A 22855-nucleotide genomic window follows, 5' to 3' on the forward strand; every position below is an offset into this window, starting at 1 on the left:
GAAGGAATGTCATGACTGCTGACACCGTCTCGGCCGTGCCGAGGCCGCCCGCCCGTCCATCCGCGCCGGAGATCACCGGTGCCGAGGCCGTCGTCCGCTCGCTCGAGCTGCTCGGCGTGACGGATGTCTTCGGCCTTCCCGGCGGCGCGATCCTCCCTGTCTACGACCCGCTGATGGACGCGTCGCAGCTGCGGCACATCCTGGTGCGGCACGAGCAGGGCGCCGGGCACGCGGCCGAGGGCTACGCGTCGGCGTCCGGCAAGGTCGGCGTCTGCATCGCGACCTCGGGTCCCGGTGCGACGAACCTCGTCACCGCGATCGCGGACGCCTACATGGACTCGGTGCCGCTGCTCGCGATCACCGGCCAGGTGTTCTCGACGCTGATGGGGACCGACGCGTTCCAGGAGGCCGACATCGTGGGGATCACGATGCCGATCACGAAGCACTCCTTCCTGGTGAAGGACGCCGCGGACATCCCCGGCGCGATCGCCGCGGCCTACGAGATCGCCGGCACCGGCCGCCCCGGCCCGGTGCTTGTCGACATCACGAAGGACGCGCAGCAGGCCGTAGCGCCGTTCGTGTGGCCGCCCAAGATCGACCTGCCGGGCTACCGTCCTGTGACCAAGGCGCACGGCAAGCAGATCCAGGCCGCGGCCGCCCTGCTCGCCGAGGCCAAGAAGCCGGTGCTGTACGTCGGGGGCGGCGTGATCCGCGGCCGCGCGTCGGCGGAGCTGCTCGAGCTGGCGGAGTCGACGGGCGCGCCCGTGGTGACGACGCTCATGGCGCGCGGCGCCTTCCCGGACTCGCACCCGCAGCACCTCGGCATGCCCGGCATGCACGGCACGGTGCCTGCGGTCCTCGCGCTGCAGGAGGCCGACCTCATCGTGTCGCTCGGTGCGCGGTTCGACGACCGCGTGACCGGCAAGGCCGCGCTGTTCGCACCGCACGCGAAGGTCGTGCACGTCGACATCGACCCCGCGGAGATCTCGAAGATCCGCACCGCGGACGTCCCGATCGTGGGCGACGTGCGCGACGTGCTGATCGACCTCGACGCGGCGTTCCGCGGAGCCACGGGAGCCGCCAAGCCGGACATCGAGGAGTGGTGGTCCTACCTGGATGGTCTCCGCAACGAGTTCCCGCTGGGCTACGCGCCCACGACGGACGGTCTGCTGGCGCCGCAGTACGTCATCCAGCGCATCGGCGAGCTGACCGGTCCCGAGGGCATCTTCGCCTCCGGTGTCGGGCAGCACCAGATGTGGGCGGCGCAGTTCATCGCCTACGAGCGCCCCAACGCGTGGCTGAACTCCGGGGGAGCGGGCACGATGGGCTACTCGGTTCCGGCCGCCATGGGAGCCAAGGTCGCCGAGCCCGAGCGCCAGGTCTGGGCGATCGACGGCGACGGATGCTTCCAGATGACCAACCAGGAGCTCGCGACCTGTGCGATCAACAACATCCCGATCAAGGTCGCGATCATCAACAACTCCTCGCTGGGCATGGTGCGGCAGTGGCAGACGCTGTTCTATGACGGCCGGCACTCGAACACCGACCTGAACACCGGGCACGGCACCGTGCGCATCCCCGACTTCGTGAAGCTCGCCGAGGCGTACGGCTGCCTCGCGATCCGCGTGGAGAAGGAGGAGGAGGTCGACGCGGCCATCCAGCTCGCGCTCGACACCAACGACCGCCCGGTGGTGATCGACTTCGTGGTGAGCGCCGACTCGATGGTGTGGCCGATGGTCCCGCAGGGAGTCAGCAACAGCTACGTCCAGTACGCGCGCGACCACGCGCCCGCCTTCGATGAGGAGGACTGAGCCATGTCGACCCACGTGCTGAGCCTGCTGGTGGAGAACACCCCCGGTCTGCTGACCCGCGTCGCCGGGCTGTTCGCCCGTCGCGGCTTCAACATCGACTCCCTCGCGGTCGGCGTGACCGAGGTGCCGGGCATCTCGCGCATCACGGTCGTCGTCGACGTCGAGGAGCTCCCGCTCGAGCAGGTGACGAAGCAGCTGAACAAGCTGATCAACGTCATCAAGATCGTCGAGCTCGACCCCGCCACCTCGGTGCAGCGCGAGCACATGCTCGTGAAGGTGCGCACGGACAACGCGACCCGCTCGAACGTGATCGAGGTCGTGAACCTTTTCCGCGCTTCGGTCGTCGACTATGCCGCCGATGCCCTGGTGATCGAGGTCACCGGGGACAAGGGCAAGGTCGAGGCGCTGCTGCGCGCCCTGGAGCCCTTCGGCATCAAGGAGATCGCGCAGTCGGGTCTGCTCGCCATCGGCCGCGGCGGCAAGAGCATCACCGAGCGCGTCCTGCGCGGCTGACCACCACCCACCGACCTGCTCCGTCGTCACCCGGCGCGGAGCGACAACGACCGCCACGAACAAGGAGAAACACACAGTGAGCACCGAGATCTTCTACGACGCCGACGCCGACCTGTCCCTCATCCAGGGCAAGAAGGTCGCGATCGTCGGCTACGGCTCGCAGGGCCACGCCCACGCGCAGAACCTGCGCGACTCGGGCGTCGAGGTCGCGATCGCCCTCAAGGAGGGCTCGAAGTCGGCCGCCAAGGCCGAGGAGGCCGGCTTCCCCGTGAAGACCGTCGCCGATGCCACCGCGTGGGCCGACGTCATCATGATCCTCGCGCCGGACCAGCACCAGCGCACGATCTACAGCGAGTCGATCGCCCCGAACCTCACCGCCGGCAAGACGCTCGCCTTCGCACACGGCTTCAACATCCGCTTCGGCTACATCGATGCGCCCGAGGGCGTCGACGTGATCTTGGTCGCCCCGAAGGCCCCCGGCCACACGGTGCGCCGCGAGTTCGTCGCGGGCCGTGGCATCCCCGACATCATCGCCGTCGAGCGCGACGCGTCCGGCAAGGCCTGGGACCTCGCGCTGTCGTACGCGAAGGCGATCGGTGGCACCCGTGCGGGCGTCATCAAGACGACGTTCACCGAGGAGACCGAGACCGACCTGTTCGGCGAGCAGGCCGTCCTCTGCGGTGGCATGAGCCACCTCGTCCAGGCGGGCTTCGAGACGCTGGTCGAGGCCGGCTACCAGCCGCAGATCGCGTACTTCGAGGTGCTGCACGAGCTGAAGCTGATCGTCGACCTGATGTGGGAGGGCGGCATCGCGAAGCAGCGCTGGTCGATCTCCGACACGGCCGAGTTCGGCGACTACGTCTCCGGCCCGCGCGTGATCGACGAGCGCGTCAAGGAGAGCATGAAGGGCGTGCTCGCCGACATCCAGTCCGGAGCGTTCGCGAAGCGCTTCATCGAGGACCAGGACAACGGCGCCGAGGAGTTCCTGTCCCTGCGCGCCAAGGAGGAGCAGCACCCGATCGAGGCCACCGGCAAGGAGCTGCGCTCGCTGTTCGCCTGGAAGCAGCAGGACGAGGATTACATCGACGGCAGCGCTGCGCGCTGAGTTCGATTCTCGAAAGAACGGGTGCCCCCACGGGGGTGCCCGTTCTCGCGTTTCCGGCTACCTCCTGCCTTAAACATCCGATGTCTGTGTCAGGATGGACACATGCGACAGGAATGGTTTGACCACGCCCGCTTCGGGCTGTTCGTGCACTTCGGGCTCTACAGCGGCGCCGCGCGGCACGAGTGGGTGCAGAACTACGAACGCCTCACCGCCGAGGACTACCGGCAGTACTTCGACAACTTCGACCCGGACCTCTTCGATGCCGCGGCCCTCGCCCGGACGGCCAAGGAGACCGGCATGGGCTACGTCGTGCTCACCACCAAGCACCACGACGGCTTCTGCCTGTGGGACTCCGCGCTCACCGACTACACGTCGGTCGCCGCCGTGGGGCGCGACCTGGTGCGCGAGTACGTCGAGGCGCTCCGCGCCGAGGGGCTCAAAGTGGGGCTGTACCACTCGGTCATCGACTGGCACCACCCCGACTTCACGGTCGACTGGAACCACCCGCGCCGGGACGACGAGAACGCGCACGCGCTGAATGAGGGCCGGGACATGTCGCGGTACCGCGCCTATCTGCACGGGCAGGTGCGCGAGCTGCTCACCGCGTACGGCGACATCGACTACCTGTTCTTCGACTTCACCTATCCGGAGGAGAAGGACGGGTGGGCCGGCAAGGGCCCGCAGGACTGGGACGCGGAGGCGCTCCTGGCGCTGTGCCGTGAGCTGCAGCCGGACATGCTCGTGAACGATCGGCTGGGGATCCCCGCCGACTTCGTGACGCCAGAGCAGTATCAGCCGACGGCGCCGATCCTCCGCGACGGCGTCCCGTTGGTATGGGAGGCGTGCCAGACCCTGAACGGCTCGTGGGGATACCACCGGGACAACACGGACCAGAAGTCGCCGGCACTGCTGGTGCAGATGCTCGTGGACTCGGTGTCGATGGACGGCAACATGCTCCTCAACATCGGGCCGGACGGCCGCGGGGCGATTGCGCCGCGGGACGCCGCCTCCCTCGCGGAGATCGGGGAGTGGATGCGGCTGCATGAGCGCGCGGTCGTCGGGGCCGGGCACGCGCCCTTCACTCCGCCGCGCGAGGGCGTCTACACGCTGCGCGGCGACCGCCTGTACCTGAGCCTGTTCAGCTGGCCGCTCGGGTTCGTGCACCTGCCGGGGCTCGCGGGCAGGGTGTCGTACGCGAGACTGCTGAACGACGGCTCCTGGCTGAAGACCAGCGTGTCCGATCCCGAGCAGCAGGCGGACCTGATGACGCCCGCCGGGGAAGCCGAGGGCACTCTCACCGTGCACCTGCCGGTGCGCCGCCCCGACGTGCTGATGCCTGTCATCGAGCTCAGGCTGACCGCGGAGTGACAGCGGTGGCGTCGGCTCAGGCCGGCGCCACCGGGATCTCCATGCCCTCCAGGGCGAGTCGAGCGGCGCCGTGCAGGATCGCGTCGGCACCGGTGCGCGCCGCCTCGATGCGCAGACGCTGTGTCGCCAGCGGATGACACGCCTCGTAGACACGGCTCCGCACCGCTGCGATGAAGGGCTCGGACGCGCTCATGCTCCCGGTCAGGAACACGGCGTGCGGGTTGAAGAAGTTCACGACGCCCGACAGTGCCTGACCGAGGTGGGTGCCCGCCGTGCGCACCAGGGTCGTCGCGAGCGGATCGGCGTCGCGCGCCAGGGTGAGCACGTCGCCGGTGGTGCGGACCTCGTCGTTGCCGCGCTCGCGCATCTGCCGCACGAGGCTGGCGCCGCTGGCCACCGTCTCCAGGCATCCGGTGTTGCCGCAGGAGCAGGGGATGTCGCCACTGCCGTCGATGCGCGTGTGGGTGATGTCTCCCGCGGCGGCGGTGGCGCCACGGTGCACGTGTCCGTCCACGATGATGCCGCTGCCGATCGCGGTCCCCGCCTTGACGGTGATGCTGTGCTGCGCGTGGCCGAGCTGCTCCCGGTGCTCGCCGAGAGCGGCGAGGTTGGCGTCGTTGTCCACCGCGACGGGGACGCCGTAGCGTGCGGTCAGGTGCTCCCCGACGCGGAAACCCGGCCACCCCGGCATGCGCGAGGGCTGATCGACCGAGCCGGTGGTGATGTCGACCGGACCGGGAAGGCTCACACCGATCGCGTGGATGCGGGTGTCGGCGACATGGCGGTCGAACACCTCCGCGACGCGCGCGAGGGTGGCCTCCGGCCCCTCGGCCACGTCGATCGCGAGCGTCTCGCTGTCGAGCAGCGCGCCGCTGAGGTCGTGCCGTCCGACGCGGGCATGGCGTCCGCCGAGATCAGCCGTGAGCACGACGCCGTCCGCGGCGATCTGCAGCACTCGCGGACGACGCCCGCCGCGCGAGGTGCCGGCGCCCGCCTCCTGCAGCACGCCCGCGTCGATCAGGGACTGGACGCGGAGGCCGACCGTGGACGCGGCGACGCCGAGGGCGGCGGCCAGTTCCGAGCGGGAGCGCGCCTGCCCGCGGGCGACGAGGTCGAGGATGCGCCGCGTGTGCGGGTCGTCGACGGGAGTGTCGGCGGGGTTCGTCATGGGAGCCCTTCGTCTCGGAGCATCGTCAGCGTAGCGGGGGAGCAGCCTGTTTCGGGGAGATGACGGAACATCACCTCCCGATAAACATCGGATGTTCAGCTTGCGGCGCCTTGCGAACTATGAAAGCCTCACTTTATACGAAATCCTACTAGGTTAATTCGACCCGCGAAATAACCTTTCCCTTCTCAGGAGGCATTCAATGAAGAAGTTGCGTGTGGGGGCTGTCGCCGCTGTCACCGGCGTCGCGGTGGCGATGACCGGCTGCGCGAGCACCGGCGGTTCCGAAGGCTCCGGTGACGGCGACACCATCGTCGTCGACATGTGGGCGGGCAGCGAGTCCGACGTGGACGCGCTCGAGGCGCAGATCGAGTTCGCCCAGGAGCAGAACCCCGACATCACCATCAAGCTGCAGACGTCGCCGTGGAGCGACTTCTTCACCAAGCTGACCACCAACATGGCCAGCGGCAACATGGCGTGCATCACCGGCATGAGCGGCGCCCAGCTGGGCGGCTACACGGGCGGCTTCCGTGAGCTCAGCGACGAGGATCTGAAGACGGCCGGCATCGACTGGTCGGAGTTCAACCCCAGCGCCGACGGCATCCTCAGCTTCGAGGGCAAGGTCTACGGCGTGCCGTTCGACGTGGCCACCATGCTCGTCTACTACAACCAGGACCTGCTGACCGCCGGCGGCGCCGCCACCCCGGAGATCGGCTGGACGTTCGACGACTTCGAGACCATCGCCGCCGACGCCACGAAGGACGGCAAGTACGGCTTCGGCATGGGAATGGGCGGGTACCAGTGGATGTCGATGCCCATCGCCTACTCCGCCACGCAGCCGGCCTCCGAGGACGGCACGCTCCACATCGACGACGAGGCGTTCGTCGACGCGGCCACCTGGTACGCGGGCCTGGTCACGGACAAGAAGGTCGCGGCACCGGTCGCCTCCGCCTCCGACACCGGCTGGGGCGAGAACCAGTACACGGGTGCGAACGCGGCCATGGCCGTCGACGGCACCTGGAACGCCGTCAGCTACCTGAACAACGAGTCCGGGTTCGCCGCCGGCATGGCGCCGCTGCCCGCGGGCGTCGACGGCAACCCCGGCCCGATCCTCGGCTCCGGCTACGGCATCGCCGAGAACTGCAAGAACCCGGAGGCCGCGCTCAAGGTGCTCGGCTCGCTGGTGGGTGAGGACGCGCAGGACTACATCGCATCGTCCGGCCGCTCGTACCCCGCGCGCACCTCCTCGCAGCCGCTGTACTTCGAGTCGATCGACGAGCAGTACCGCGACCAGGTGCAGTCCGTGTTCGAGGCGGCCTTCGCCGACACGGTGCCGCTGTACATGACCAAGAGCTGGCAGAAGCTCGACAGCTACATCCAGCCCAACCTCGTCAGCGTCTACAACGGCCAGATGACGATGGAGGAGCTGCTGTCGAACGCCCAGGCGCAGTTCGGCGAGTGAGTCGGATCCGGCCACCGCAGCAGTAACACAGAAAGACAAGAGATGACGATCACGACGAGACGTCGAGGATCGCTCGCCAAGGTCGAGGGCCGCCAGGCGCTGGGTTTCGCAAGCCCGGCCCTGGTGGGCCTCGCCCTGTTCACGATCGTGCCCGTCGGGCTCTCGATCGTGATGAGCGTCTTCGACTGGCCGACCTTCGGCGAGCGGACCTTCAACGGCGTGGACAACTACGTCAAGCTGTTCACGAGCAGCCCCGACTTCTGGCCCGCGCTGCGGAACTCGGCGGTGTACACGCTGCTGTACGTGCCGCTGAGCGTCGCTCTCTCGCTCGTGCTCGCCCTCGGCCTCGGCCCGCGGATCCGCGGTCGCGGCGCCCTGCGCGTGCTCTTCTTCATCCCCGTCGTGACCCCGATGGTCGCGAACGTGCTGGTGTGGAAGATGATGCTGCAGCCGCAGGGGCTCTTCAACGGCCTCTCCGTCACCTGGTTCGGGGTCGAGCTGCCGAACTTCCTCGCCGACCCGTCGTGGGCCATGATCATGGTCGTCGTGATGAGCGTGTGGCAGGGGCTCGGCTACAACATGCTGATCTTCTCCGCCGCGCTCGAGCAGCTGCCGGAGAGCGTGCTGGAGGCGGCCAGCATTGACGGCGCCCAGGGCTTCCGTCGGGTCTGGAGCATCATCATCCCGATGATCTCGCCCTCGATCTTCTTCGCCACGATCATGACGATGATCACCTCGCTGCAGGTCTTCGTGCAGCCGCAGATGCTCACCGGAGGCGGCCCCGGCAACGCCACCAAGCCTCTCGTCATGTACATCTGGGAGCAGGGCTTCACGTTCGGCGACCTCGGCCTGGCCGCCGCCGCCGCATGGATCCTGTTCGCGATCATCATCGCGATCACGGGTCTCCAGTTCGCCGCGCAGAAGAAGTGGGTGCACTATGAGCACTGAAACCCTCGTCCGCCCCGCCGGCACCGCGCCCCGGCGCGACCGCGACCGCGAGCGTGCCCGCGGCGCCGCGACCACCCCTGCGGCCCGGGTACGGCTGATCCTCGCCCATGTCTCGATCTACCTGGCGGCGCTGATCTTCATCGCGCCCCTGGTCTATGCGTTCTTCTCGGCGCTCAAGCCGAACTCGGAGATGTTCTCGATGCCGCCGACGCTCGTCGGATCGGAGATCCGCTGGAGCAACTTCGTCGACGTCTTCGCGTACGGACCGTTCCTGACCTACATCATGAACTCGTTCATCGTCGCGATCGGCGGCACGCTCGTGGTGCTGGTCGTGTCGACCACTGCGGGCTACGCCTTCGGTCGGCTGCGCTGGAAGGGCCGGGACGCGGTGTTCGTGCTGTTCCTCGCGACGCTCATGGTCCCCGCCGAGGTGCTGGTCATCCCCATGTTCCAGGTGATGCAGTGGTTCAACTGGGTCGACACCTACCAGGCCCTCATCCTGCCCTTCGCGTTCGGCGCGTTCGGCACGTTCCTCATGCGGCAGTTCTTCCGCGGCATCCCCTACGAGCTGGAGGAGGCCGCCCGCGTCGACGGCGCCGGTCCCGTCCGCTCCTTCCTGCAGATCATCCTTCCGCTGTCGAAGTCCGCGGTCGCGGTGCTCGCCGTGTTCACGTTCCTCTCCTTCTGGAACAGCTACCTCTGGCCGCTGATCGTGACGGTCGACTACAACGCCCACGGCACGCTGCCCGTCGGCCTGGCGAGCTTCGCTGGACTCACCGGCACGCGCTGGGATCTGCAGATGGCTGCCGCCATCATCTCGATGATCCCGACGACGATCCTCGTGATCGTGCTGCAGAAGCACCTCGTCAAGGGCATCGCCATGGCTGGACTGGGCGGCCGTTGAGCATGATCGGTCAGGAACAGGGGACCACCATGCCCATCGCCGATTCCACCGCGGGTCACGCCCTCGCCGGCATCGACATCGGCGGCACGAAGATCGGCGCTCTCCTCGTGGGCTCGGACGGAGAGGTGCGCGCCCGTGGCAGTGTGCCGGCTCCGGCGAGCCTCGGCGGCGCGGCGATGGCGGATGCGGCCGCCGGTCTCGTCGTCGCCCTCGCCGCGGAGGCCGCGGTCGAGCTCGGCGCGGTCGGGGTCGGCGCCGCCGGCGTGATCGATCACGAGACAGGGACGATCCGCGCGGCCTCGGCGACCTTCGCCGACTGGGCGGGCTTCCCCCTCGCGGAGGAGCTGGAGCAGCGGCTCGGAGTGCCGGTGCGCGTCGAGAACGACGTGAACGCGTTCCTTCTGGGCGAGGCCGCCGCGGCTGGCCGCTCCGAGCGCGACGTGCTCGGCGTGATGCTCGGGACCGGCGTCGGCGGCGCGGTCATCATCGACGGGGAGCTGCACCACGGACCGCACGGGGCGGCGGGGGAGATCGGGCACACCCCCGGGTACAGCGACCTCGTCTGCACGTGCGGGCAGGTCGGCCACCTGGAGACCCTGGCGTCTGGCACGTCGATCGCCCTGCGCTACGCCGAACGTACCGGGACGGCGGTCGCTGATGCCCGCGGGGTCGCCGACCGCGCCCGAGCCGGCGACGCCGACGCCCGCGCGGTGTTCGACGCGGCCGGCCGCGCCCTCGCACTCGCCTGTGCGAGCGCCGCCACCCTGCTGGACCTGCCATGCGCGATCGTCGGGGGAGGAGTCGCCGCGTCCTGGGACCTCCTGGCTCCCGCCATCGACGCCGTGCTGCGCACGGACTCGCCCGTGTCCGGGATCCCGCTGCGCATCGTCCCCGCCGTCCTCGGCGCGGATGCCGTCGCCCTCGGCGCGATCGAGACTGCGCGCCGCGCCCTCGTGCCCACCCCGTGAGACCGACCCCCGAGCAGACGAGGAGAACATCGTCGTGACCGCACGTCCCGAAGCCCACGAGATCTGGATGGGACCGCTGCCGCCGCTCGCGGACGGCGGACTGCCGAAGCCGCGGATCGGCATCGGCGGCATCTCGATCGAGTCGAGCACCTTCTCCCCGCACATCTCGGGAGACGAGGCCTTCACGATCCGCACCGGCGACGCGCTCCGCGCGTACTATCCCTTCCTCGACGCGGGGGAAGAGCTCGCGGAAGCCGCCGAGTGGGTGCCGCTCACGCACGGCCGCTCGCTCCCCGGCGGGGCCGTCGCCGCTGACACCTACCAGCGCATGAAGGATGCGATCGTCGAGGGCATCCGCGCCGAGGGTCCCTTCGACGGCTTCTTCTTCGACATCCACGGCGCCATGAGCGTGGTCGGCCTCGACGACGCGGAAGGCGATCTGGCTCTCGCGGTGCGCGAGGCGCTCGGCCCGGACACACTCGTGTCGACCTCGATGGACCTGCACGGCAACGTGTCCGAGACCCTGCGCGACGCGGTCGACCTGCTCACGTGCTACCGCATGGCTCCGCACGAGGACTGGCTCAACACGAAGGAGCGTGCGGTGTGGAACCTGCTCGCGCGTCTCCGCGGCCCGCACGGCGCCGACCCGCACGCCCGGAGGCCGTACACCGCGTGGGTCCCGGTGCCCGTGCTGCTCCCGGGCGAGAAGACGAGCACTCGGCTCGAGCCCGCGCGCAGCATCTACGCCGAGCTCCCCGGCATCGAGGCGCTTCCCGGTGTCGTGGACGCCTCGGTGTGGATCGGCTACGCGTGGGCGGATGAGCCGCGCTGCCAGGCGTATGTCGTGGTGACCGGCGACGACCGCGAGCTCATCGCGCGCGAGGCCGAGAGGGTCGCGCAGCTGTTCTGGGAGGCCAGGGAGGACTTCGTGTTCGTGGCGAAGACCGGGTCTCTGGACGAGGCGCTCGAGGAGGCACTCACCCCGGACGCCCCGCGCCCGTACCTGATCTCCGACTCGGGGGACAACCCGACCGCCGGGGGCGCCGGCGACGTGACATGGACGCTCGCCCGACTGCTGCAGCGCCCGGAGCTCACCGACGGCACCCGCACGACCCTCGTGGCGTCGGTCTTCGACCGCGAGGCCGTCGCCCAGGCCGTGGCCGCGGGCGTCGGCGCGACCGTCACGCTCGCGGCCGGGGCTCACGTCGACGCCGGACCGCACGGCCCCGCGGAGCTCACCGGCACGGTGTTCTCGATCACGGACGGCGATCCCGATGCGGGAACCCAGGTCGTCATGGCGGTCGGGGGCCTGCACGCCATCCTCACGGAGCGCCGCAAGCCGTTCCATCACCTGGACGACTTCCGCATGCTCGGGCTCGAACCCACGACGGCCGACATCGTCGTGGTGAAGATCGGCTATCTCGAGCCCGAGTTGTATGAGCTCGCCGCGGGCTGGACGCTCGCGCTGACCCCGGGTGGCGTCGACCAGGACCTCCTGCGCCTCGGCCACCACCGCCTGCAGCCGGGGGTCTACCCGTTCGACACCACCGGCACCCCTGACCTGTCCGCGGTGGTCGTCCGCCGCGGCGACCGCGAGGAGCAGCACGCATGATGAACTTCGAGAAGCGCACGGGCCCGGACTTCGGCGCCGCGGCTCCCGTGTATCCGTCGAACGGGGTGCCGGAGTGGTACCGCGACGCCAAGCTCGGCTTCTTCGTGCACTGGGGTCTCTACTCGGTCCCCGCGTGGGCTGTGCAGCACGGCGAGGGCGTGAACATCCCCACCGAGGACGCGTATGCGTGGCATCAGTACGCGGAGTGGTACGGCAACACCGTGCGCATCGCGGGAAGCCCCACGTGGGAGCGGCACCAGCGCCTGTACGGCCCCGGCACCTCCTACGAAGACCTCGCCGACCGGTGGGACGCGGCCGCGTTCGACGCCGAGGCGTTCGTCGGGGAGCTCGTGGGTGCGGGGGCGAAGTACATCGTCCCGACCACCAAGCACCACGAGGGGTTCTGCCTCTGGGGCACGGACACGACCGGCTTCAACACGGTCGCGCGGGGTCCGCACCGCGACCTGATCGCGGAGTTCCACGACGCGACCCGTCGCGCGGGCGCGAAGTTCGGCGTGTACTACTCCGGGGCCCTGGACTGGCACGTGAGCGACTTCCCGCCGATCGAGTCCGACACGGACCTGTTCCGCTTCCGCCGCAACGACGAGTACTTCGCGCGCTACTCCGCGGCGCAGCTGGAGGAGCTCGTGCAGCGGTTCTCGCCCGACGTGCTCTGGAACGACATCGAGTGGCCGGACGGCGGCAAGGGGAAGGACGAGTTCGCGGTCGCTGCCCTGCTGCGGCGGTACTTCGACGCGGTGCCCGACGGTGTCGTCAACGACCGGTGGGGCGTGCCGTACCACGGCTTCCTCACCCGGGAGTACACGGACATCCCCGAGATCATCCCGGAGCCGTGGGAGTCGACGCGCGGCCTCGGCTACTCGTTCGGGTACAACCAGGACGAGGACGACCGCCACTCGCTCTCCGGCGCGGCGCTGATCCGCCTGCTGGTCGACGTGGTGGCCAAGAACGGGAACCTGCTGATCAACGTGGGGCCGGCCGCCGACGGCTCGATCCCCGAACTGCAGCGCCGCGCGATGCGCGAGCTGGGCGCGTGGCTCCAGGGCAACGGCGACGCCGTGTACGGCACCCGGCCGTGGACCCGGATGGGCGAGCAGCAGGGCACGCCCCGCCGTTACACGACCTCGCAGGGCGCGGTGCACGTGCACGCGCTCGACCCGGCGACCGGGATCCTGGAGCTGCCCGCGGAGCTGGACGACGCGGAGCTGCGATGGAGCGACGGCTCCGTCGCGGCGACGCGCGCGGACGCGGCCGGAACGAGCGTGACGGTTCCCGAGGGCCTGCGCGGCGCTCCCGTCGCCGTGCTCACCGCCCGCGGAATCTGAGGGCAGGGGGCGCGCGGTACGGACCGCGCGGACGAGGGGCGCCACGGTCAGAGGCCGCGGCGCTCCTGCCGTCCTCCGCGTTCAGGGGCGCGTGAGCTCCTCCAGCACCTCGATGACGTGGCGGTACGGCCGCCCGGTCGCCCTGGTCATGCCGATCTCGCACGTGCGGTTCGCCGACACAAACGCGTCGAAGCCGCCGCGTTCCGCATCGGCTTCCGCGACCTCGGCGGACTCCTGCGCGGTTGCACTGGCCGTGAGCTCCGGGTGCAGCATGCCGCGGTCGCCCGCGAACGCACAGCACCCCCAGCCCTCGGGCACGTACACGTCCTCGGCGACGGCGGACGCGATGGCGGTGAGTGCGCCGGTCGCGCCCAGAGCGGTCGTGGAGCATGTGGGATGCACGGCGACCGTGGGCAGCTTCGCAGCGACGGTCAGCCGGGGCAGGACCTCGCGCGCGACGAAGGTCGTCGCGTCCTCGATCCGCAGTCCGGCGTAGCGGGGGTTCGCGGCCACGGCCTGAGTCAGCATGACGTCGAGCCCCTCGGTGCAGGACGCCGCATCGCACACCACGGGCAGTGCGCCCTCGCGACTCGCGGTCCACAGCGCGTCCAGCACGCGGTCGCTCATGAGCCGGTAGCCGTCCAGGTGCCCCTTCGACTTCCACGGCGTGCCGCAGCACAGCCCTCCGTTCTCCTCCGGGATCACGACGGCGATCCCGGCCCGGTCGAGCAGCGCTCGCAGCGCGTCCCGGGAACCGGGGCCTTCCCCTTCCGCGCCGAACATCGTGCCGATGCAGGCCCCGAAGAACACGGCCTCCGCGTCGGCGGGCGACGACGGCCGCGGCGGTGTCGAGCCGCCGCGCGGCAGGCCCGCGTCGTACAGCGGCACCGTGTCGGCCCCGAGTACTGCCCGCCCGAGGTGCGTGGCACCGCGCACGAGCGGAGCGGGGAGGGCGTCCGCGACCGTGAGGGCCACGCCGCCGGCGCGCGTCACGGTGCCCCAGTGCTTCGCGGCGGCGCCCCAGGCGGCATCCTCGACCGCGTTCGACTGCTCCGCGCGCAGCCGACGCACCAGGTCGCCCGTGTTGATGTCGACTGGACACGCCACGCCGCACATGCCGTCGACCGCACAGGTCTGCACTCCGTCGTAGTCGTAGTCGGCGCGGAGGTCGCGCAGCAGTTCGGTGTCGCCCTGTTCCTCGGCCCACGCCATGTCGCGGCGGAGCACGATGCGCTGACGCGGAGTGAGGGTGATGCTCTTGCTGGGGCACGTGGGCTCGCAGTAGCCGCACTCCACGCACCGGTCGACCTCGTGCTCCACGGTCGGCACGCGCTTGAGGTCGTGCAGGTAGGAGTCCGGGTCGTCGGACAGCACCACGCCGGGGTTCAGGATGCCGTCCGGGTCCAGCAGACGCTTGATCTCCCACATGACCTCGGTGAGCGCGTCGCCGTACTGCCGCCGCACGAACGGAGCCATGATGCGCCCCGTGCCGTGCTCGGCCTTGAGGGAGCCCTGCTGCGCCAGGACGAGTTCGACCAGATCGTCGGTGAAGCGGCGATAGCGGGCCACGCTGTCCGGGTCGTCGAAGCGCTCGTTGAGGAGGAAGTGCACGTTGCCGTCCTTGGCATGGCCGAAGATGACGGATCCTTCGTAGCCGTGCTCGGCGAACAGCTCGATGAGACGCTCGCACGTCGCCAGCAGCCGCGGGACCGGCACCACGATGTCCTCCAGCAGCGCGGTCGTGCCGGAGGGGCGGGCTCCGGCGACGGCGGTGTAGAGGCCCTTGCGGACGTGCCACAGTGCGGCGCGCTCGGGCGCGGCGGTCGTCAGGCGCGGGGCGATCGCGAGGGGCAGCGTGTCGAAGTGGGCCTGTGCCGCGGCGGACGCGGACTCGAGAGCGGCATCGTCCGTGGCATGCACCTCGACGAGCAGTGCGGCATGACCCTGCACGTCGATCTCGGCGATCGCGGCGGGCACGTCGCTGAGGCCCTGGGCGACGCGCAGTGAGGCGGCGTCCAGGAGTTCGATCGTGGCCAGCCCGAGCTCGGTGAGTGCGGGGAGCGCGGTCATCGCGGCGGACAGCGTCTCGAACACCAGGAGTCCGGTGGCGATCGCGGGGCGGACCTCGATGGTGCGGAAGCGCGCCTCTGCGACGAACCCCAGCGTGCCCTCCGAGCCGATCAGCAGGTGCTCCAGGATGCGCACGGGGTCGTCGAAGTCGAGGAGGGCGTTGAGGCCGTAGCCCATGGTGTTCTTCATCGAGAACTGCTGCTGGAGGAAGGCGACGTGCTCCGGCGAGGCGAGGATGCGCTCGCGGAGCGCGAGGAGCCCGTCCGCGATCCGCGGCTCGGCGGCGCGCAGCACGGCGTTCGCGTCAGGGCGGCCCGTGTCCAGGATGGTGCCGCTCGGCAGCACGATCGTCATCGACTCGATCGTCCGGTACGAGTTCTCGGTGATCCCGCAGGCCATGCCGCTGGAGTTGTTGGCGATGACACCGCCGATCGTGCAGGCGATCTCGCTGGCGGGGTCCGGGCCGAGCTTGCGGCGGTGGCGGGCGAGGCGGGTGTTCACCTGGCGGACGGTGGCGCCGGGCCCGACCCGGACGATGGCGCCGTCGTCCTCGATACGGATGTCGCGGAAGTGGCTGCGGGTGTCGACGAGGATGTCGCCGCTCACGGCCTGCCCGGAGAGGCTCGTGCCGCCCGAGCGGAAGGTGAGCGCCCGCCCGGCCGCGCGCACGGCCGCGAAGGCTCTGGCCACGCCCTCGGCGTCGGCGGGGGAGAGCACGGCGTCCGGGATCAGCAGGTAGTGCGAGGCGTCGTGTGCCCTGGCGAAGCGGTCGATGGACCGGGCGTGCACCTGCGTGTCCGCGCCGAGAAGCGCGGGGTCCAGGGGGTCGGCGAGTGTGGTCGGCACGGTGCTCCTCTGCTCCGGATCCAGATTGTCTGACAAGTGTACTGGAGTCGCGGCCGCTCGCTAGGCTGAGGTCATGACAACCGTCACCGACAACGGGCTCGGGATCATCGGGGTCGTCGACGCCGTCACCGGGCAGTTGCGTGCGCGCATCCTCAGCGGTGAGATCCGCTCCGGGGAGCCCTTGACCGAGGCAGCCGTCGCACAGCACTACGGTGTCGCGCGCCCGAGCGCCAAGGCCGCCATCGAGCAGCTCGTGGCGAGCGGCCTCCTGGAGCGCACTGCGCACCGAACGGCGCGCGTCGTCGGCATCGATCCGGCGACCGTGCGGGACGTGTACCGGACGCGTACACGACTGGAGAGCGCGGCGCTGCGGGAGCTCGCGGAGACCCGCGCGGTGCCCCCGGCCGCCGTCGCCGCGAACGACGAGCTCCTCGCGATGGCACCCGGCCCCGACCCCGCCACCGTCGACCCGGACCTGCGCTTCCACACGGCACTGATCGATGCGCTCGACAGCGAGCGGACGGGACGGATGTACCGCAGCGTGATCGACGAGGTGCGGTTGTGCATGGCGCAGGTGCAAGGCAGGCGTCTGCTCGACGCGGCCGCCATCGCCGCGCAGCACCGTGACATGCTCGACGCCGTGGCGGCGGGCGATGCGGACAGGGCCGCGGCGCTGCTGCACGCGCACCTGGGCTCGGCGGAGGAGCGACTGGTCGAGGCTCTCGGCGCGGACTGACCTCAGCCGGCGTTCTCGGGGGCGTCCTCCACCACGATGGGCGCCTCATCCGGATCCGCCCACACCGGTGCCGGCAGGGGAGTGTCGACCGCACCGGCCTGGATCGCCCGCAGCGCCTCGGTGATCTCGTCGGCGTTCTCCGGCACGGGGAGTCCACACGTGCGAAGCTCCGACGGGAACTGGAGCGTCAGCCGGATCTTCCCCGCTTCGATGGCCTGGTTCGTGGTGCCGGTGCGGATCTCGCTGCCCGTCTGGATGGCAGGCACCTCGTCGCACACGTGGTACACCTTGCCGCCGTCCACCCACACCACCTCGTCCTTCCCGAGCAACTGGATCACGGTGGACTGATCCGCCGTGTACTGCTCGATCGAGGGCGGGTCGAAGTCGATGCCGATGAACACCGCGATCGCGGCGAGCACCACGCCGACGATGCCCGCGGTCGTCTTCTGCCCCTTGTCCATGTCCTTGTTCAGGAAGATCAGGACGACCAGCGGGAGGAACGCCACGACCGCGATGATGGCGCCGAGCTGGTTCTGCACGAAGAAGCGGGCCTTGTCCGCCCTGCGGGCGGGGTCCAGACGGTTCGCCTTCTTCCACAGCAGCGAACCGGTGATGGACAGCGCCGCGATGACCACGAGGAGCACGAGCAGCGTCACGAAGGCCCACTGGGGGAACTGCGCCGTCGCCCCCTGCGTCTCCAGCAGCCCGGTTTCGGGATCGCGCACCAGAGCCCCGTCCTCGCCGACGACGACCCGTTGGCGCAGCAGCCAGAAGATGCCGAACGCCTCGCCCGCGATCGCGACGGCCCAGAGCACCGCGGCGATCCAGCGGAACCGGGTGGCTGTGGCCTTCGCTTCGGCGCTGGGCTTCCACCCCGCGGGCGGCTCGCGATCGGCCGCTCCCGTGGTGGGTCGCACGCCGGCGCCCGTGGTCTCGTCGCTGCTCTCGGCCACGCTGTTTCCTTCCCCCGAAGGCCCGGCCGCACGCGCCGAGGCAACAAGATCCTAATGGACCGGGTGTCCTACGCTGGAGGAATGACTTCCGATCCCGATGACGCGCTGAGCTGGGAGGGCGACGACGCGGTCGACGCCCGAGGTCCCGCCCGGCGGGGGCCTCGCCGCGCCAGGCCCGAGTCCTCGCCGCGCACGGCCGTGCCGTCGCAGCCGGCCACCGCGCAGGAGCAGGCGCCGACCGCGGAGCGCCCGACCTCCGCGGCCTCGACCTCCGGCGCTGTGGCGTCGGATGAGCCCGCGCCGTCATCCGTCGCCTCGGGCTCCGCGGCCCCGGGCTCCGCGGCCTCGGGGTCCGTCACCTCCGCTGATCGCGGCGCGCAGAGCAGCGAAACGGACCGCGCGGCGATCGATGACGAAGCCCCTGCGGGCCTCAGCACCGCGATGCTGCTGCTCGTCGGCGTCGTCGGCGGCATCTACCTTCTCTACACGGCGGGATGGATCATCGGCGGTCTCCGCTTGCAGCCGCTGGCCTCGTTCCTGGTCGCCGACGCGATGTTCCTGCCGTGGTTCGTGCTCGCCATCGCGGCGCCGGCGCTCTGGTTCCTCGCGACCTGGGTGCTCACGCGGGGCAGGGCGAGCTGGATCCGCGTCGCCGTGCTGCTGGCGGGCGTCGTACTCCTCGTGCCCTGGCCGTTCGTGACCGTGGGGGTGATCGGCGCATGACCGCCGCACAGACGACACCGGCGGTGGCTCCGGGCTCGCCGCGTTGGCTGGTGTGGGCCGTGGTCGGCCTGGCCGGCCTGTTCTACGCGTACGCGGTGTGGAACGCCGTCGCGCACCTGATCACGATGGCGCAGACGGGGCTCACCGGCACCGGGTGGGCGGTCCTGCTGTTCGGCGTGGTCTTCCCTCTCATCGTCTTCGGATTCGCCTTCGCGATCGGACGCCGGAGGCGCGTGGGCGAGCTGGCCCTCGTGTTCCTCGCGGGGCTCGGCATCGTCGCGGTGTTCTGGATGAGCCTGCTGGCGCTGAGCCTGACGCTGCCGAGCGCCTGACGAGGCGGACCGTCACACGGCACGGAGCGGGGTGGCGGCTCCGGTAGAGTTGTCGCGATCGCGCCCCCGACGGTGTGCGGCGCATCGGCCCCTCCCGCCCTGTCGTGCTGCCCCGAAGGATCCACTGTGCCGAAGCCCGTCGTGCTCATCGCCGAAGTACTCTCTCCCGCCACGATCGAGGCGCTCGGCCCCGACTTCGACGTCCGCCATGTCGACGGCACCGACCGCGAGGCACTGTTCGGCGCTCTCGCGGAGGCCGACGCGGTGCTGATCCGCTCGGCGACCCGCATCGACGAGGAGGCGCTGACGCACGCGCCGAAGCTGAAGGTGGTCGCCCGCGCGGGCGTCGGCCTGGACAACGTCGACATCAAGGCGGCGACCGCGGCCGGCGTCATGGTCGTCAACGCGCCGACGTCGAACATCGTGTCGGCGGCCGAGCTGACGGTCGGCCACATCCTCAGCCTCGCGCGCCGCATCCCGGCCGCGCACGCCTCGCTCGCCGCCGGGCAGTGGAAGCGCAGCTCCTTCACCGGCGCCGAGCTGTTCGAGAAGACGGTCGGCATCGTCGGCCTGGGCCGGATCGGCGCTCTCGTGGCCGCTCGTCTCGCGGCGTTCGACATGCGCGTCGTCGCGTACGACCCCTACGTCACCTCCGCACGCGCCCAGCAGCTCGGCGTGCAGCTGCTCTCGCTGGACGAGCTCGTCGCCGAAGCCGACTTCCTCACCATCCACATGCCGAAGACCCCCGAGACGACGGGCATGATCGGCGCCGAGCAGTTCGCCGCCATGAAGCCGACCGCGTTCGTCGTCAACGTCGCCCGTGGCGGTCTCATCGATGAGGAGGCGCTGCACGAGGCGCTCGTCGCGGGCGAGATCGCCGGCGCCGGTCTCGACGTGTTCACCTCGGAGCCGCCGGCGGAAGGCGGCAGCGCCCGCGCTCTGCTCGACCTCCCCAACGTGGTCGTCACACCGCACCTGGGCGCGAGCACCGAGGAGGCGCAGGAGAAGGCCGGCGTGTCCGTCGCCCGCTCGGTGCGCCTCGCCCTCGGCGGCGACCTGGTGCCGGATGCGGTGAACGTCGCGGGTGGTGTCATCGACCCGTACGTCCGCCCCGGCATCTCGCTCGTGGAGAAGCTCGGTCAGATCTTCGCGGCGCTCGCGACCTCGCCGCTCACGAGCCTCGACGTGGAGGTGCACGGCGAGCTGAACGAGTACGACGTGAGCGTCCTCAAGCTCGCGGCCCTCAAGGGCGTGTTCACGAACATCGTCAGCGAGACCGTGTCGTACGTGAACGCCCCTCTGCTGGCCGAGCAGCGCGGCATCGCCGTCCGTCTCCTCCAGGACGACGTGAGCGAGGAGTACCGCAACGTCATCACCCTGACGGGCGCGCTCTCCGACGGCACGCAGCTCTCGGTCTCCGGCACGCTGACCGGTCCCAAGCAGACGGAGAAGCTGGTCGGTATCAACGATCACGCACTCGAACTGCCGATCGAGAAGCACCACGTCGTGATGCTCTACACGGACCGTCCGGGAATCGTGGCCGTGTACGGCCAGAAGTTCGGCGAGGCCGGCATCAACATCGCCGGCATGCAGATCGCGCGACGGGCTGCCGGAGATCAGGCGCTCAGCGTGCTCACGCTCGACTCGCCGGTCTCCGAGGAGCTTCTCGACGACGTGCGCGACGCGATCGACGCCGACCTGTTCCGGCAGATCGAGATCACCGAGGTCTGAGCGGAGCGTTTCGGACGAAGGGCGGGAGCACGCGGCTCCCGCCCTTCGTCGTCTCCCGCCGCGGCTTCCTCCGGTCGCGGCTCAGGCCGTCGCGCGCAGGACCAGGGCGATCAGGTTGGCGAGCTCGTCGCTGCGCGGCACGAGCCGTTCGGGGCCGTGCACATCGAGGGAGTTGTTGAAGTAGAGGCCGTCGCTCACGAGCATGACGAGGTCGAGGCTCGCGGTGTCCCGCACGTGCGGGCGGATGGTCTCGGCCCAGCGCCGGCGGGTGTCGCGGAGCATGTCCGCCGCGCGGGGGGATCCCCCCTGGGCGAGCCGGGTGGCCGCGATCAGCGCCCGGTCCAGCGCGTCGTCCTCCATGACGGAGGTGCGGACGTAGTACGCGACCGGTCCCTCCTCGGCGGCGTTCATGCGCTCCAGGTCGAGCGTCGTGAGGTGCTCGAGCCGGTCGAGCAGACCGGTCTCCAACTCCTCCTTCGAACCGAAGTGGTAGAGCAGGCCGCCCTTGGAGACGCCTGCGGCCTTGGCGGTCGCGTCGAGGGTGGCGGCGCGTTCCCCCTCGTCGATCAGGATCGCCTCGAAGGCGTCGAGCACCTTCTCGCGGGCCAGGGGAGGGCGCGGCATGTTCATCCTCTGTTCAGTGGGGACGGGTCCAACTCTGTTACTATACCAGCCGGACGGTTCACATACGGGACCGCCGAACGACAGGAGAGGTGTTCCATGACCCGTACTGCGTCGATTCCGACGACAGAGACGGAAGCGCCCCGCGTCGGCGCACGGGGCTGGGCGGCGCTCGTCGTCCTCATGCTGCCCGTGCTGCTGGTGTCGGTGGACAACACGGTGCTGAGCTTCGCGCTGCCCGAGATCTCGATCTCGCTCGCGCCCACCGGTGCCGAACAGCTGTGGATCATCGACGTCTACCCGCTCGTGCTCGCGGGGCTGCTCGTGACCATGGGCACGCTGGGCGACCGCTTCGGCCGGCGCCGCCTGCTGCTCATCGGCGCCACCGGCTTCGCCGTGGTCTCGGCTCTCGCGGCGTTCGCTCCCACGGCGGGGCTGCTGATCGCCGCCAGGGCGCTCCTCGGCTTCTTCGGCGCGATGCTGATGCCGTCCACGCTGTCGCTGCTGCGCTCGATCTTCCAGAACCGCGACCAGCGCCGCATGGCCATCGCGGTGTGGGCCTCCGCGTTCTCCGCAGGCTCTGCCCTCGGCCCGATCGTCGGCGGGTTCCTGCTCGAGCACTTCGCGTGGGGCTCGGTGTTCCTCATCGCGGTGCCCGTGCTCATCCCGCTCCTGATCGGCGCGCCGCTGCTCGTGCCGGAGAGCCGTGACCCGCACCCCGGCCGGATCGACCCGATTAGCATCGTGCTGTCGATGGCCGCGATGATCCCGGTGGTCTACGCAATCAAGTCGTTCGCGGTGGACGGCCCCTCGCTCTCCGCGGGTGGGTGGGCGCTGCTCGGCCTGCTGATGGGCGGCCTGTTCGTGCGCCGTCAGCTGCGCGCCGACACCCCCATGCTCGACATGGCGCTGTTCCGTCGAGGGTCGTTCTCCGGCGCGATCCTCGTGAACCTGCTCAGCGTGGTCGCGCTCGTGGGCTTCCTCTACTTCGTCTCGCAGCACGTCCAGCTCGTCCTGGGGCTCTCGCCCATGATGGCCGGGCTCGCGCTCGTGCCCGGCATGGCCGCGATGATCGTCGCCGGACTCACCGTGGTGCCGATCTCCCGTCGCGTCGCTCCGCACATCCTGATCCCGGCGGCGCTGGTGTTCTCGGTCGCGGGCTACCTGATCGTGGCCTTCACCACGCACGAGCACGGTGTGACGCCGCTCATCCTGGCCTTCGCCGTCCTGGGCATCGGCATCGGGGCCGCCGAGACGATCTCCAACGAGCTGATCCTGTCCAGCGCCCCCGCGGCGAAGGCCGGTGCCGCGAGCGCCGTCTCCGAGACCGCCTACGAGCTCGGCGCCGTGCTGGGCACCGCGGTCCTCGGCGGCATCATTACCGCGTTCTACCGGGGCGCGCTCGTGCTGCCGGACGGCCTTCCGGACGACGCGGTGCACGCCGCGCAGGAGACCCTCGCGGGTGCGTACACCGCCGCGCAGCAGCTGCCGGCACAGCTCGGGGACGCGCTGTGGCGGGCGGCGGCCGACGCCTTCGGCTCGGGGGTCACGGTGACCTCGCTCATCGGCGCGGGGCTCGTGGTGATCGCAGGCGTGATCGCCGCCGTCACACTGCGCAAGGCACCCACGCACTGACCACTA

At 70.3% G+C, this 22855-nt stretch carries 19 protein-coding genes; 15 read left to right on the forward strand and 4 right to left on the reverse strand.

Translation table 11 applies throughout. The annotated features are described in order from the left end of the window. Nucleotides 1–11 precede the first annotated feature (11 nt). The 4 genes from M3C17_RS05825 (at nt 12) to M3C17_RS05840 (ending at nt 4797) form a co-directional block, all read left to right on the forward strand. Nucleotides 12–1811 carry an acetolactate synthase large subunit gene (locus M3C17_RS05825; protein ID WP_259976710.1) on the forward strand — a complete coding sequence of 600 codons (1800 nt, stop codon included), beginning with the start codon at nt 12–14 and terminating at the stop codon, nt 1809–1811. Between the two features lie 3 nt (nt 1812–1814). Beyond that, nucleotides 1815–2324: an acetolactate synthase small subunit gene (ilvN, locus tag M3C17_RS05830; RefSeq protein ID WP_259976712.1), complete on the forward strand. Its 510-nt coding sequence runs from the start codon at nt 1815–1817 to the stop codon at nt 2322–2324. Nucleotides 2325–2400: 76 nt separating this feature from the next. Then, nucleotides 2401–3429, forward strand: coding sequence for a ketol-acid reductoisomerase (ilvC, locus tag M3C17_RS05835; protein WP_259976713.1), 1029 nt, complete (start codon nt 2401–2403; stop codon nt 3427–3429). Nucleotides 3430–3531: 102 nt separating this feature from the next. Continuing rightward, on the forward strand, nt 3532–4797 hold the full coding sequence (locus M3C17_RS05840; protein ID WP_259976714.1) for an alpha-L-fucosidase: 1266 nt from the start codon (nt 3532–3534) through the stop codon (nt 4795–4797). Between the two features lie 16 nt (nt 4798–4813). Here M3C17_RS05840 and M3C17_RS05845 read toward each other — a convergent pair whose 3' ends face one another. Beyond that, complete coding sequence (locus M3C17_RS05845; RefSeq protein ID WP_259976715.1) at nt 4814–5965, reverse strand: ROK family transcriptional regulator; 1152 nt, start codon at nt 5963–5965, stop codon at nt 4814–4816. Between the two features lie 199 nt (nt 5966–6164). Between M3C17_RS05845 and M3C17_RS05850 the strand changes: the two genes are divergently transcribed. From M3C17_RS05850 to M3C17_RS05875, 6 genes are all read left to right on the forward strand, one after another. Continuing rightward, on the forward strand, nt 6165–7424 hold the full coding sequence (locus tag M3C17_RS05850) for an ABC transporter substrate-binding protein (protein WP_259976716.1): 1260 nt from the start codon (nt 6165–6167) through the stop codon (nt 7422–7424). A 42-nt stretch (nt 7425–7466) separates the two neighbouring features. After that, nucleotides 7467–8372: a carbohydrate ABC transporter permease gene (locus M3C17_RS05855; protein ID WP_259976717.1), complete on the forward strand. Its 906-nt coding sequence runs from the start codon at nt 7467–7469 to the stop codon at nt 8370–8372. Beyond that, nucleotides 8362–9276 (forward strand): carbohydrate ABC transporter permease, encoded by a 915-nt coding sequence (locus M3C17_RS05860; RefSeq protein WP_259976719.1) that lies wholly within the window; start codon nt 8362–8364, stop codon nt 9274–9276. Before M3C17_RS05855 ends, M3C17_RS05860 begins: the two co-directional genes overlap by 11 nt. Before the next feature lie 29 nt (nt 9277–9305). Beyond that, nucleotides 9306–10244: an ROK family protein gene (locus M3C17_RS05865; RefSeq protein WP_259976720.1), complete on the forward strand. Its 939-nt coding sequence runs from the start codon at nt 9306–9308 to the stop codon at nt 10242–10244. Nucleotides 10245–10311: 67 nt separating this feature from the next. Continuing rightward, nucleotides 10312–11856: a M81 family metallopeptidase gene (locus tag M3C17_RS05870; RefSeq protein ID WP_311198431.1), complete on the forward strand. Its 1545-nt coding sequence runs from the start codon at nt 10312–10314 to the stop codon at nt 11854–11856. Further along, nucleotides 11853–13202 (forward strand): alpha-L-fucosidase, encoded by a 1350-nt coding sequence (locus M3C17_RS05875; RefSeq protein ID WP_259976722.1) that lies wholly within the window; start codon nt 11853–11855, stop codon nt 13200–13202. The genes M3C17_RS05870 and M3C17_RS05875 overlap by 4 nt, the downstream gene beginning before the upstream one ends. A gap of 81 nt (nt 13203–13283) precedes the next feature. Here the strand turns inward: M3C17_RS05875 and M3C17_RS05880 are convergent, their stop codons facing one another. After that, nucleotides 13284–16118: an FAD-binding and (Fe-S)-binding domain-containing protein gene (locus M3C17_RS05880; RefSeq protein WP_259976723.1), complete on the reverse strand. Its 2835-nt coding sequence runs from the start codon at nt 16116–16118 to the stop codon at nt 13284–13286. 73 nt (nt 16119–16191) lie between these two features. Here M3C17_RS05880 and M3C17_RS05885 point away from each other — a divergent pair, with 73 nt between their 5' ends. Next, nucleotides 16192–16854, forward strand: a complete 663-nt coding sequence (locus tag M3C17_RS05885) for a GntR family transcriptional regulator (protein WP_259976724.1) — start codon at nt 16192–16194, stop codon at nt 16852–16854. Between the two features lie 2 nt (nt 16855–16856). Here M3C17_RS05885 and M3C17_RS05890 read toward each other — a convergent pair whose 3' ends face one another. After that, complete coding sequence (locus M3C17_RS05890) at nt 16857–17807, reverse strand: hypothetical protein (RefSeq protein WP_259976725.1); 951 nt, start codon at nt 17805–17807, stop codon at nt 16857–16859. 81 nt (nt 17808–17888) lie between these two features. Between M3C17_RS05890 and M3C17_RS05895 the strand changes: the two genes are divergently transcribed. From M3C17_RS05895 to serA, 3 genes are all read left to right on the forward strand, one after another. Continuing rightward, the gene (locus tag M3C17_RS05895; RefSeq protein WP_259976726.1) at nt 17889–18530 is read left to right on the forward strand and encodes a hypothetical protein; all 642 of its coding nucleotides are present in this window, start codon (nt 17889–17891) and stop codon (nt 18528–18530) included. Next, nucleotides 18527–18862, forward strand: coding sequence for a hypothetical protein (locus tag M3C17_RS05900; protein ID WP_259976727.1), 336 nt, complete (start codon nt 18527–18529; stop codon nt 18860–18862). Before M3C17_RS05895 ends, M3C17_RS05900 begins: the two co-directional genes overlap by 4 nt. A gap of 126 nt (nt 18863–18988) precedes the next feature. After that, a complete protein-coding gene (gene serA, locus M3C17_RS05905) occupies nt 18989–20593 on the forward strand; it encodes a phosphoglycerate dehydrogenase (protein ID WP_259976728.1) in 1605 nt (534 codons plus the stop codon). Between the two features lie 81 nt (nt 20594–20674). On the opposite strand, the gene M3C17_RS05910 is transcribed toward serA, so the two are convergent. Continuing rightward, a complete protein-coding gene (locus M3C17_RS05910) occupies nt 20675–21217 on the reverse strand; it encodes a TetR/AcrR family transcriptional regulator (protein ID WP_259976729.1) in 543 nt (180 codons plus the stop codon). Nucleotides 21218–21313: 96 nt separating this feature from the next. Here M3C17_RS05910 and M3C17_RS05915 point away from each other — a divergent pair, with 96 nt between their 5' ends. Next, a complete protein-coding gene (locus M3C17_RS05915) occupies nt 21314–22849 on the forward strand; it encodes an MFS transporter (RefSeq protein ID WP_259976730.1) in 1536 nt (511 codons plus the stop codon). The last annotated feature ends 6 nt before the right edge of the window (nt 22850–22855 follow it).

The organism is Microbacterium sp. p3-SID336 (assembly GCF_025143365.1).
In the GTDB taxonomy this organism is placed as follows: Bacteria; Actinomycetota; Actinomycetes; order Actinomycetales; family Microbacteriaceae; genus Microbacterium.